The organism is Leisingera sp. S232 (assembly GCF_049800895.1).
Lineage (GTDB): Bacteria > Pseudomonadota > Alphaproteobacteria > Rhodobacterales > Rhodobacteraceae > Leisingera.
The window spans coordinates 12,387-24,387 of sequence record NZ_JBNAFX010000029.1 but is presented as its reverse complement, the minus strand read 5'-3'; the positions used below and the strand labels follow the sequence as shown (position 1 = coordinate 24,387).

Sequence of the window (12,001 nt, the reverse complement as noted above, 5' to 3'; positions counted from 1 at the left end):
TATTCAAAATCCACGCCTCTTCGAAGGAACACATCCCCATGAAATACACCGAAGAACACGAGTGGCTGCTGCCCGAAGGCGATCTGATCATCGTCGGCATCACCGCCCACGCCGCCGAGCAGCTGGGCGAGGTGGTCTATGTCGAACTGCCCGAGCCAGGCACTGAGGTGTCAAAGGACGACGAGATCGTGGTGATTGAATCGGTGAAGGCGGCATCGGACATTCTGGCTCCGCTGGATGGTGAGATTGTCGAGGTGAACGAAGCGCTGGCCGACGACCCCGGCAAGGTGAACGAGGACGCTGAGGGCGACGCCTGGTTCTTCAAGATCAAACCTTCTGACCTGTCGCCGATGGACGACTACATGGACGAGGCTGGCTACAAGGATTTCATTGGCTGATCCGGCTGCTGATTTGGATCCGGCTTTTTCCTGCTGGAAAAAGCCGGTGCCTCCGGCGGGGGTATTTGGGACCAGAAAGAAGCCGCAGGCGCGTCTGTCCGAAGGGGGATTAATAGCCGCGCTGCCGGTCGACCTCATGCAGCAGGTCTTCTCCGGCTTCCAGCCGCCGCAGGTTCTCTGTGACATCTTTCAATGCGTCGCCCAGGTGCCAGCCGGAGACATGTGGGGTGATGGTGACCTGCGGATGCGTCCATAGCGGATTGTCCGCAGGCAGCGGCTCTTTGCTCACCACATCCAGAACCGCATGCCCGGGGGTGCCTGTGTCCAGCGCCGCCAGCAGCGCCGGTTCATCCACCAGATCACCGCGCCCTGCGTTGATCAGCGTGGCGCCCGGCTTCATCGCCGCCAGCGTGTCGGCGTTGATCAGTCCACGGGTGGCCGGGGTGGAGGGCAGGATCGAACAGAGATAATCGCAAGCACCCAGCATCTGGCGCAGCTGCGCCGCGCCGTGGCGGCAGTCCACACCTTCGATCTGCTTGGGAGAGCGGCTCCAGCCCAGAACCCGGAACCGCAGGTCGCGCATCAGCCGTGCGGTCATGCCGCCGATGTGACCCAGACCGAGCACGCCCACTGTGGTTTCCTGCGGACGCCGCGGCGCCCGCGGCTGCCACGCGCTGCGGTTTTGGGAGGCTTCATGCGCTGCCATGTTGCGTTGACTGCGCAGCACATAGGCCAGGCAGTATTCAGCGATTTCATGGGCGGGTTCCAGCGGTCGCAGCCGGGTGACGCGCACATGCGGTGCAAGGCTTGGGTGTGCCACGATGGTCTCCACCCCGGCGCCCAGTTTCTGCACCAGCTTCAGGTTTGGCAATCGCGCCAGCAGGTCGCCTTTCAGCGCCGAGACGGCCAGCACCGAAATATCCTCCAGATTTCCGGGGTTGGACGCGGGCCGGATATCAGCGCCGGGTGCCATCGCATGTAGCCCCGTTGCCAGCTGCTCTTCGGTGTACCAGCCGTCGTGGCCGATGCTGATCAGCATTGCCATATGCGTTCCTTTCCGTCGCCGCGTCGCTTTGACCGGAGTAAGCCACGGTTTTCGTGCAATCGAAAGATGATAATCGCAGGCTCAGTCCAGCCGTCGCACCAGGATCTGGTTGCCTTCACCGCGTTTGGTTTCAAACAGTTTCAGGGTGGTGATCAGGTCGCTCAGTTTGCGTTTGCCATAACTGCGGGTGTCGAAGTCCGGAAACGCAGCAGTGATGTATTGGCCGATCTGGCCCAATGTGAACCACTCGTCTTCCTGGCCGATTGCATCCATGGCCCGCACCACCAGTTTAGTTGGATCTGCCAGCTCAGTGGGGGCATTGCCGTTGCCCTCTTCCTTTTTGGGCTTTGCCTTTGGTTTTGTCGGCTCTTCCAGCAGGTTCTCCACATAGATGAACCGCTTGCACGCCTGTACGAAGGCAGCAGGCGTCTTGCGCATGCCCATGCCAAACACATCCACCCCCTGTTCACGGATGCGGCTTGCCAGACGGGTGAAATCACTGTCCGAGGAAATCAGCACAAATCCGTCAAAGCGGCCGGAGTGCAGGATGTCCATCGCGTCAATCACCAGCGCAATGTCTGAGGCGTTCTTGCCGGAGGTATTGGCAAACTGCTGGTGCGGCACAATGGCCAGTGCTGCCAGTTTTTCCTTGTTCCAGCCCTGCGGCCCGCCACCGGCAAAATCACCATAGATGCGGCGGATGCTGGCTTCGCCGAACGAAGCGATTTCCTCGAACATCGCCTCGGCGTGTTTGGCAGAGATGTTGTCGGCGTCGATAAGCACGGCCAAAAGCGGCGGTTTTGTTGCAGCGGGCATTCGGGGTCTTGCCTCATATTTTTGGGCAGGCCTGCAGCGGGGAGCCGCCTCCAGACAGCTGCTGTCTCGGTGTTTGTTACGTGAGTATGACAGACCCGTATGGCCATTCAAAGGTGGCATCGGCCGGAATTCGTCTGTTGCACAGAAGGTGCAGGGGCGGTGCGCAGGGAGTGCCCGGATGGCCCTCTCTGTTTTGGCTCAGACGAATGGATCGTCCGGATAGCCAACCCGCGCCAGATATAGGCCATGACCGGGGCAGACTGGCCCGCAGGCGGCCCGGTCGCAGGCCTCCAGTGCGGCCTTCACATCCGCCGGTTCCCACGCGCTGGCGCCCACTCGCTCCAGCGTGCCGACAAAACTGCGGACCTGATTGTGCAGGAAGCTGCGGGCGCGGACGTGGAAATGGATTTCCGGCCCGGAAAAGCCCTGCACCCGCTCCAAGGTCAGCTCATCCAGTGTTTTGACCGGGCTGGCCGCCTGACAGATCGAGGAGCGGAAAGTGGTGAAGTCATGGTTGCCAGTCAGATGATTGGCGGCTTCCTGCATGGCGTCCGTATCCAGGTCATGGTTGATTTGCCAGACCTGGCCTGCGTCATGCGTTGCAGGTGCGCGGCGGGTCAGGATGCGGAACAGATACTGCCGCTCCACCGCCGAAAACCGCGCATGCCAGTCACTGTCAACCCGCGCGCAATCCACAATCGACACCGGGGCGGGTTTCAAATGGTAGTTCAGCGCCTCCGACAGGCGGAACGGATCCCAGTCTTTGGCCATGTCGCAGTGGGCGACCTGTCCCAGCGCATGCACGCCGGTGTCGGTGCGTCCGGCCGCTGCAATGGTGTGTTCCCCCGGCTGCAGTTTGGCCAGCGCAGCCTCGATCGCACCCTGTACGGACGGCAATTCTTTCTGCCTCTGCCAGCCGGCAAAGGGCTTTCCATGATATTCGACTTTCAAAGCAAAACGCGGCATGGCGGCCACCTAGCAACAGGGGCAAGCCGGGGCAAGCCCTGCGTGAACTCTGGTAACCCGGCGGCATGCTGCCTATCTTGTCAGCAGCAAGAACAGAGCAGGATCAGGACCTTGGTGATAACCTCCCTTGCAGACGGGGTGATGAGCAGCGTGGAGAGCGCAGCCAGCGGTGTCTCAGCAGCGCTGTTCGACCGGCCGCTTCGGCTGGGCGTTACAGGGCTGGCGCGCTCTGGCAAGACAGTGTTCATTACCTCACTGGTGGCCAATCTGCTGGATCGTGGCCGTATGCTGCAGCTGAATGCTGCGCGCGAAGGGCGGATTGAGGCTGCATTCCTGCAGCCGCAGCCAGACGACACCGTGCCGCGGTTCGATTTTGAAAACCACCTCGCGGCACTGACCGGGCCGTCACCCCATTGGCCGGACAGCACAAGGGCGGTGTCAGAGCTGCGTCTTAGCTTGAAGGTGCGGCCCGCCGGCCTGCTGGCAGGCTTACAGGGGCCGCGTACCCTGCATCTGGATATTGTCGACTACCCCGGCGAATGGCTGCTGGATCTGGCCCTGCTGGACAAATCCTATGCCGCATGGTCCGAAGATGTCCTGTCGCGCATCGCCAGCCGTCCACAGGCAGAACGCTTTTTGGCAGAGATGTCCAAAGCTGTTCCTGCAGAGACACATGATGAACCGCGAGCCCAGGCGCTGGCGGCTGCCTTTGCCGAATACCTGGCTGCGGCGCGCGCGGCGGGATTCTACGATTGCACCCCGGGACGCTTTCTGTTGCCGGGAGATCTGGCAGGCTCGCCGGTGCTGACCTTCGCGCCCCTGCCGTCCGAGGCCCGGTCGCCGCGCGGCAGCCTATCGCGAGAGATGGAGCGGCGCTTTGAGGCCTATAAATCCAAAGTGGTGAAACCCTTCTTTCGTGACCATTTTGCGCGTATCGACCGGCAGGTGGTGCTGGTCGATGCGCTGTCGGCCATCCATTCTGGCCCGCAGGCAGTGGAGGATCTGCGCCATGCGATGACGGATATCCTCAGCGCTTTCAAGCCGGGCCGGAACCACTTTCTGAACCGGCTTCTGGGCGGTAAACGGGTGGAAAAGATCCTGTTTGCGGCCACCAAGGCAGATCATTTGCATCATGCTCAGCACGGGGCGATGACTGCTATCATAGAGGCGCTGACCCGTGACGCGCAGGACCGCGCCCGTTTTGCAGGCGCCGAAACCACGGCGCTGGCCATGGCCTCCCTGCGCACCACTACCGAAGAAATGCGCAGCCATGACGGCACCGAGCTGCCTTGCGTGCGCGGCACCCTGCTGCGGAACGGCAGGCAGGCCGCCTTTTACCCCGGCGCTTTGCCGCAGGATCCTGCCCAATTGCTGATGCCTGCGCGTCAGGGGGCAGAGTGCTGGCTGGAAGGGGAGTATCAGGCGATGTCCTTCGCTCCCGCACCGCGCACTTTGAAACAGGGCAGCGGGCCGCCGCACATCCGTCTGGATCGTGCTGCCGAATTCCTGATCGGAGATGCATTGTGACTTTGGTGCTGCGCCCTGCAAACCCGCTTGATGCGGGCGCCATGGGAGACATCCTCTTTGGTTTTCAGCACGAAACCGGCTGGATGCCCAAGCTCTATTCTGCAGCCGAAGTCATCTTTTTCTGCGGCATGATGATTGACCGTGACTGGGTAACAGTGGTCGAGCGAGACGGGCGCATTCTGGGATTTCTTGCGCGCAAGGGCGAGGAAATCTGCTCGCTCTACCTTGCGCCGGCGGCCCGTGGGCAGGGAGCAGGCAAGGCGCTTCTGGATGCGGCCAAGGCGGCCTCGCCGCGGCTTGTGCTGAATACGTTTAAAGCCAACACCCGTGCGCAGCGATTTTACCTGCGCGAAGGTTTCACGGAAACAGGCCGGGGCGATGGATCAGGCAATGAAGAAGGCTTGCCCGATATCTCATATGAATGGCGCAAGCTTCAGGAGGCTTCAGCATGAGCGGAAAACCGGTTCTGTTTGATCTGGAAGATGAAGCGCAAGCGCCGCGGGTTTCCGATGCGCCGCCGGTGCCAGATCTTGCAGCAGGGGGCGGGCAGCCCTTGGCTATGGAACAAGCTGCCAGAATTGCCGCGCGAAGACCTTCACGGCTGGCGCGCTGGTTCTGGTTGCTTCTTGCAGCACTGTTCGGCGCTATGGCGTCGGTTGCCGCCTGGGATTTTGCAGCTGGGCTGATCCTTCGCTTTCCGGTGCTGGGCTGGACCATAAGCATTGGCATGGCTGTTCTGGTTCTGATGGCATCGCTTATGGGATTGCGTGAGCTGGCCGCCCTGTCCCGGCTGCGGCGTGTGGATGCCCTGCGTCAGCAAGCATCAGACACAGAAGATTTGGCAGCAGCCCAGGCATACACCGCCCGGCTTGTGGCGTTTTACAAGAGGCGTGAGGATCTGATCTGGAACCAGGCGCGGCTGGCAGAACGGCAGGCAGAGGTGATGGATGGGGATGCACTGCTGCTGCTGGTCGAGGATGAACTGCTGGCGCCGCTTGATGCATTGGCCCTGCGGGAAGTTGAAGCTGCTGCCCGTCAGGTCGCCACCGTGACCGCGCTGGTGCCGATGGCGCTGGCGGATGTGCTGACGGCGCTGGTCTCATCGCTCCGTATGATCCGCCGGGTGGCCGCCATTTATGGCGGCCGGCCCGGTTATTTCAGCTCATGGCGCCTGACCCGGACGGTGCTGGCGCATCTGGCGGCCACCGGCGCCGTGGCCGCCGGGGATGACCTGCTGGAACCGGTGCTGGGCGGTTCGGTTCTGTCAAAACTCTCCCGCCGTTTCGGCGAAGGGCTGGTCAACGGCGCCTTGTCCGCCCGCGTCGGCATCGCCGCGATGGAGGTCTGCCGCCCGATGCCATTCTCGCCGCAGCACAAACCCAGCACCCGCAGAGCGGTGCAGCGGGCGCTGACGGGAGTGTTTGCCAAAGAGAAGAAGTAATGCGCGGCTCAGGCTCATGCGCGGCATGAGCCATGCCCAAGGCGGCCAAGGCGGGCGGCGCCAGCCGTGCACCTGCGGGCGCGGGAGTGCTCGCAGGCACTCCTCAGAACAATTTGGGCGGCTGGTCCTTGGGCTGGCGCATCGCCACCACGCCTGTGCGGAACCCTTCGCCGATGCGATCTGCCAGGGCGCCCCATTGCACTGCGGTGCGTTCAGGCAGCTCGGCTCGCAAAACTTCGTGAAACAGCCCCAACCAGCGTGGAAAATGCTCTGCCTTCACATCCCTCCGGGAGACATGCACCCGCATCGGATTGCCGCTGTAGCTGCGCTCACGCAGGATCGCATTGCGCCAAAAGCCCGCGATCTTTTCCTCATGCTCTGGCCAGTCAGCAACATGGGCAGCAAAGACCGGCCCCAGCACATCATCAGCGCGCACCTGCATATAGAACACGGCCACCACGCGGGAAATCTCCGCCGCGGTGATGTCAAACCGCGCCAGCGGGCTCGGTGTTTCGGCTTCACTCATGTTCTGCTCCGGTCTGCCATGTTGTGCTAGATAAGTCGCTGGAGGCTTTGACGGAAGAGGGAAGGAGGCGCATCTTCTGTGACACTTAGCCCTTGGCCTCTGGCGCTCGCGGCTGCCAGCAGTATGGTGGCCGGAGGATTTGCCAAAAGGTATTGATTTATGGCGGAGATTGGTCAACGCGTGCTGGTTCTGGGTGCCTATGGCTTTATAGGCACAGAAGTGGTTGGCGCCCTGCAGGCTGTTGGTGTCAATGTGACAGGGTTTGGCCGAAGTACACAGCAAGCGGCCCGTGTGCTGCCAGGCGTGTCGTTTATGCAAGGTGATCTGTTGCAGATGCGGAGGCCGGGAGACTGGGCGCCCTATCTGCGGGACGTCGACGCCGTGGTGAATTGCGCTGGTCTTTTGCAGGACAGCACGGCAGGAGAATTGGAAACCGTGCACCACATGGCGGTTGCTGCTCTGGGGCAGGCCTGTGCGGAGCGCAGCATTCCGGTTGTGCAAGTTTCGGCCGCTGGTGCCGGGCCCGAGGCCGGCACGGAATTTATGCGCAGCAAGGGGCGGGGGGATGCGGCCTTGCGTGCTTCAGGTGTCGCAGTTTGGATTCTGAGGCCGGGACTGGTGATCGGGCAGGGCGCTTATGGCGGCACAAGGCTCTTGCGGATGCTGGCGGCGGTGCCGCTGGTGCAGCCAATTGCGCTGGCAAATGCGCCGGTGCAATGCATTGGCATGGCTGATCTGGCGGCAGCGGTAACGGCTGCACTGCAAGAAACGCTGCCGCAAGGTACCTATGATCTGGTTGAGGATCAGCCGCATAGTTTGGAGGATGTGGTGGCAGAAACCCGCAACTGGCTGGGCTTTGCCCCGTCAAAACTGGTGCTGCAGGTTCCTGCCTGTCTTTTGCCGCCGGTGGCTGCCTGCGCCGACGCGCTGGGCCGACTGGGTTGGCGCTCCCCTCTGCGCTCCACGGCCATTGCCGAAATTCGCAGCGGTGTGTGCGGTAATCCGGCCCCTTACCGCGCGGCTGTGGGGCAGGGGGTGGCGCCTCTGCAGGCCATATATCAATCGCTGCAATCCGGCCGTGAACAACGGCTGGATGCGCGGATGGCACTGTTGATGCCAATTGCGGTGGCGGTTCTGAGCACGTTCTGGCTGGCTTCCGGTTTGATCGGGTTTTGGCAGCTGGAAGCGGCGGCGAAGGTGCTGACGGCAGCGGGCTGGAGTGGTCTGATCGCCAAATTCAGCGTGCTGTTCTGGTCGCTTGCTGACATCGTTCTGGGGCTGGCGATCTTGTGGCGGCCCTGGGCTGCACGCGCTTGTCTGGGCATGGCAGCAGTCTCGCTGATCTATCTGGGGGCGGCCTCTGCCGTCACCCCGCAGATATGGGCTGACCCGATGGGGCCGCTGGTCAAGGTGCTGCCCGGTTTGATGCTGGCTCTGATCACCCATCAGCTGCTAGAGGAGCGGTAGGATGGACTTGGACCTTATCCTGCGCTGGCTGCATGTGATCGGCGCCTGTGTGTTGCTGGGCACTGGCGCGGGCATCGCATTTTTCATGCTGATGGCGCATCGGACACGGGATGCGGCATTGATTGCCCACACCGCGGGCGTGGTGGTCGTGGCGGATTTGCTGTTCACCGCAACGGCAGTGATTGCGCAGCCCGTCACAGGCGGGTTGCTGGCTTGGCGGCTGGGCTGGCCGCTGAGTGTCGGCTGGCTGATGCTGTCATTGGGTCTTTATGTGCTGACCGGGCTGTTCTGGCTGCCTGTAGTCTGGATACAGCTGCGGCTGCGCGATTTGGCGCGTGCGGCAGCACGGGCGGGCGAAGAATTGCCAGCGCGCTATCACCGGCTGTTCGCAATCTGGTTCGCTTGTGGCTTTCCTGCCTTTGCCGCCGTGCTGGCCATTCTCTGGCTGATGATGGCGCGGCCGGATCTGGGCGTTTGGCTGGTGCGGTGACCGGCGCAGGTCGTTCCACTCGCTGCTGCCTTCGCCACAATGCGGCGCATCTGTCGCTTTACCCCGCCGCAGCGCCGTCCTATAAGGCGCTTCATGTCCCTACTCGTGGCCATCATTATTCGAATTATATCCCCGGCGCTCTGAAACCATTGAGCCGCCGGGCAAAGGCGCTTGAGCCATCGCGCCGAACCGAATATCCCAATTTCCGACCTTGATCATCCAAAGGACGCCCCCGATGTGCGCCGACACGCCCCAGACGCCTGACTACAAAGACACTCTGAACCTGCCGAAAACCGATTTCCCGATGCGCGCAGGGCTGCCCAAGCGCGAGCCTGCCTGGCTGGAACGTTGGGCCCAGATCGGCGTCTATGACAAACTCCGCGAGCAAGCCGCCGCGGCCAGGGGCAGCGACGCAGAGCGCAAGCCTTTCACCCTGCATGACGGCCCTCCCTATGCCAACGGTCACCTGCACATCGGCCACGCGCTGAACAAGACCATCAAGGACATGATCGTCCGCTCGCATCAGATGATGGGTTTTGATGCGCGGTACATTCCGGGCTGGGACTGTCACGGCCTGCCGATCGAGTGGAAAATCGAAGAGCAGTACCGCAAGAAGGGCAAGAACAAGGACGCGGTGCCGGTTGTGGAATTCCGCCAGGAATGCCGCGCCTTTGCCGACAGCTGGGTCGATATCCAGCGCGAGGAGTTCAAGCGCCTGGGCATCACCGGCAACTGGGATGACCCGTATCTGACCATGAACTACCACGCCGAGGCTGTGATTGCCGATGAGTTCATGAAGTTCCTGATGAACGGCACGCTCTACCAGGGCTCCAAGCCCGTGATGTGGTCGCCGGTCGAGAAGACCGCGCTGGCCGAGGCTGAGGTGGAGTATCACGACAAGGAAAGCTTCACCATCTGGGTGAAGTTCAAGGTGGCTGAACCTGCAGACCACACGCTGGCAGGTGCCAATGTGGTGATCTGGACCACCACCCCCTGGACCATCCCGTCGAACAAGGCCGTCGTTTATGGCGCCGAGATTGCTTATGGCCTATATGAAGTCACGAGCACCCCGGATGAGTGTTGGGCCGCTGCGGGCGAGAAGTACATCCTGGCCGACAATCTGGCGGCTGACGTGTTCAAACGCGCGCGCCTGAGCGAGGATCAATATACCCGTGTCGCAGATGTTCCGGCCTCTGATCTGGCAGGCATCGGCCTGACACACCCGCTGGCAGGCGCCGAGGGCGGCAATGGCGAATGGGATGAAATCCGCGACTTCCGCGCCGCTGATTTTGTGACCGACACCGAAGGCACAGGCTTTGTCCACTGCGCGCCGTCGCACGGGATGGAGGAATTCGAGCTTTACCGTGATCTCGGCATGCTGGAGCAGGTGATCACCTACAATGTGATGGATGACGGCGGCTTCCGGGCGGATCTGCCGTTCTTCGGCGGCAAATACATCCTGAACCGCAAAGGCGGCGAGGGCGATGCCAACAAGGCGGTAATCGACAAGCTGGTTGAGGTTGGCGGCCTGCTGGCGCGCGGCAAGATCAAGCACAGCTACCCGCATTCCTGGCGCTCCAAGGCGCCGATCATCTACCGCAACACGCCGCAGTGGTTTGCTTCCGTTGACCGCAAGATGGACGACGGAATGGACCAGATGGGCGATAGCATCCGCGAACGTGCCCTGCGCTCCATTGATGAACTGGTGAAGTGGTGGCCGCAAACAGGGCGCAACCGCCTGCATTCGATGATCGAAAGCCGCCCCGACTGGGTGCTGAGCCGTCAGCGCGCCTGGGGCGTGCCGCTCACCTGCTTCACCAAGAAGGGCGCGCTGCCGACCGATGCTGACTTCCTCTTGCGCAACGCGGATGTGAACAAGCGCGTCGTGGCCGCGTTCGAAGAGCACGGTGCCGACGTCTGGTACACCGACGGCTTCAAGGCCAAGATACTGGACGGCATTGTCGATCCCGAGACCTATGATCAGGTGTTTGACGTGTTGGACGTGTGGTTCGATTCCGGTTCGACCCATGCCTTTGTGCTGCGCGACCGCGAAGATGGCACCGAAGACGGCATCGCTGACGTCTACATGGAAGGCACTGACCAGCACCGCGGCTGGTTCCATTCCTCGCTGTTGCAGGCCTGCGGCACCAAGGGCCGCGCCCCTTACCGCAATGTGGTGACGCATGGCTTTACGCTGGATGCCAAGGGGATGAAAATGTCCAAGTCGCTGGGCAATACCATCGTGCCAGAGGAAGTCGTCAAACAATATGGCGCCGACATCCTGCGCCTGTGGGTGGCCCAGACCGACTATACCGCCGACCAGCGGATCGGGCCGGAGATCCTGAAGGGCACCGCTGACAGCTACCGCCGCCTGCGCAACACCATGCGTTTCATGCTGGGCAGTTTGGGCGACTTCAGCGAGGATCAGCGGGTTGAACCGGCGGATTTGCCCGAGCTGGAGCAATGGGTCCTGCATCGCCTGGCGGAGCTGGACCACAAGGTGCGCACCGGCTACCAGTCGTTTGACTTCCAGGGGGTGTTCTCTGCGGTGTTCAACTTTGCCACCGTTGACCTGTCGGCCTTCTATTTCGACATCCGCAAGGATGCGCTGTACTGCGACGGCGACACGCTGAACGCCCGTGCTGCGCGCACCGTTCTGGACATCCTGTTCCACCGCCTGACAACCTGGCTGGCGCCGATCCTGGTCTTCACCATGGAAGAGGTCTGGCTGGAGAAATACCCGGGCGCGGGCAGCTCTGTGCACCTGCAGGACATCCCGAACACCCCAGCGGACTGGCTGAACGAGCCGCTGGCCGCCAAATGGTCCAAGATCCGCCAGGCCCGCCGCGTGGTGACCGCGGCGCTGGAGGTGCAGCGCACCGACAAGGTGATCGGGGCCTCGCTGGAGGCAGCTCCGGTTGTGCATGTGCGTGACGAAGAGGCGGTGGAGGCGCTGAAGACGGTGAATTTCGCCGATGTCTGCATCACCTCGGATATTCAGCTGACAAACGATCCGGCCCCCGCCGAAGCCTTCCGCATGCCGGAAGTGGATGGCGTGTCGGTGGTGTTTGAAAAGGCTGATGGCGGCAAGTGCCAGCGCTGCTGGAAAATCCTGCCCGATGTTGGCGGCCATGGGCATGACGGCGTCTGCGGCCGCTGTGACAGCGCTCTGGGATAAGCCGTTTACCATCTCTGCATTGTTCACAACGCCCGGCCTGATCGTCGGGCGTTGTCTTTTTGTGCAATGCACCAGCGTCCCGCCGCAGGTTTTACGGGAAATTGCTTGTGCTATGCCTCATCTCATTCCGCTAGATGTTGACCAGTT

At 62.0% G+C, this 12,001-nt stretch carries 11 protein-coding genes; 7 read left to right on the top strand and 4 right to left on the bottom strand.

Translation table 11 applies throughout. From position 1 onward, the window contains the following. The first annotated feature begins 38 nt into the window (after positions 1 to 38). Positions 39 to 398, top strand: a complete 360-nt coding sequence (gcvH, locus tag ACP151_RS15955; protein WP_424979892.1) for a glycine cleavage system protein GcvH — start codon at positions 39 to 41, stop codon at positions 396 to 398. A gap of 109 nt (positions 399 to 507) precedes the next feature. Here gcvH and ACP151_RS15950 read toward each other — a convergent pair whose 3' ends face one another. From ACP151_RS15950 to truA, 3 genes are all read right to left on the bottom strand, one after another. Beyond that, the gene (locus ACP151_RS15950; RefSeq protein WP_424979891.1) at positions 508 to 1,443 is read right to left on the bottom strand and encodes a 2-hydroxyacid dehydrogenase; all 936 of its coding nucleotides are present in this window, start codon (positions 1,441 to 1,443) and stop codon (positions 508 to 510) included. 81 nt (positions 1,444 to 1,524) lie between these two features. After that, positions 1,525 to 2,259: an NYN domain-containing protein gene (locus ACP151_RS15945; RefSeq protein WP_424979890.1), complete on the bottom strand. Its 735-nt coding sequence runs from the start codon at positions 2,257 to 2,259 to the stop codon at positions 1,525 to 1,527. Positions 2,260 to 2,457: 198 nt separating this feature from the next. After that, the gene (gene truA, locus ACP151_RS15940; RefSeq protein ID WP_424979889.1) at positions 2,458 to 3,225 is read right to left on the bottom strand and encodes a tRNA pseudouridine(38-40) synthase TruA; all 768 of its coding nucleotides are present in this window, start codon (positions 3,223 to 3,225) and stop codon (positions 2,458 to 2,460) included. 111 nt (positions 3,226 to 3,336) lie between these two features. Between truA and ACP151_RS15935 the strand changes: the two genes are divergently transcribed. Genes ACP151_RS15935 through ACP151_RS15925 form a run of 3 tightly spaced genes read left to right on the top strand, consistent with a single transcriptional unit; the run spans position 3,337 to position 6,193 of the window. Beyond that, positions 3,337 to 4,752, top strand: a complete 1,416-nt coding sequence (locus ACP151_RS15935; protein WP_424979888.1) for a YcjX family protein — start codon at positions 3,337 to 3,339, stop codon at positions 4,750 to 4,752. Continuing rightward, a complete protein-coding gene (locus ACP151_RS15930) occupies positions 4,749 to 5,204 on the top strand; it encodes an N-acetyltransferase family protein (protein ID WP_424979887.1) in 456 nt (151 codons plus the stop codon). Before ACP151_RS15935 ends, ACP151_RS15930 begins: the two co-directional genes overlap by 4 nt. Then, positions 5,201 to 6,193 (top strand): YcjF family protein, encoded by a 993-nt coding sequence (locus tag ACP151_RS15925; protein ID WP_424979886.1) that lies wholly within the window; start codon positions 5,201 to 5,203, stop codon positions 6,191 to 6,193. Before ACP151_RS15930 ends, ACP151_RS15925 begins: the two co-directional genes overlap by 4 nt. A gap of 103 nt (positions 6,194 to 6,296) precedes the next feature. On the opposite strand, the gene ACP151_RS15920 is transcribed toward ACP151_RS15925, so the two are convergent. After that, positions 6,297 to 6,719 carry a group III truncated hemoglobin gene (locus ACP151_RS15920; protein ID WP_424979885.1) on the bottom strand — a complete coding sequence of 141 codons (423 nt, stop codon included), beginning with the start codon at positions 6,717 to 6,719 and terminating at the stop codon, positions 6,297 to 6,299. A gap of 159 nt (positions 6,720 to 6,878) precedes the next feature. Between ACP151_RS15920 and ACP151_RS15915 the strand changes: the two genes are divergently transcribed. The 3 genes from ACP151_RS15915 to ileS all read left to right on the top strand — a co-directional run bounded on the left by ACP151_RS15915 (position 6,879) and on the right by ileS (position 11,854). Next, complete coding sequence (locus ACP151_RS15915) at positions 6,879 to 8,186, top strand: SDR family oxidoreductase (RefSeq protein WP_424979884.1); 1,308 nt, start codon at positions 6,879 to 6,881, stop codon at positions 8,184 to 8,186. Position 8,187: 1 nt separating this feature from the next. Next, positions 8,188 to 8,676, top strand: coding sequence for a DUF2269 family protein (locus tag ACP151_RS15910; protein ID WP_424979883.1), 489 nt, complete (start codon positions 8,188 to 8,190; stop codon positions 8,674 to 8,676). 235 nt (positions 8,677 to 8,911) lie between these two features. Beyond that, entirely contained in the window at positions 8,912 to 11,854 is a 2,943-nt protein-coding gene (ileS, locus tag ACP151_RS15905) for an isoleucine--tRNA ligase (RefSeq protein ID WP_424979882.1), read from the top strand. Positions 11,855 to 12,001: the final 147 nt, after the last annotated feature.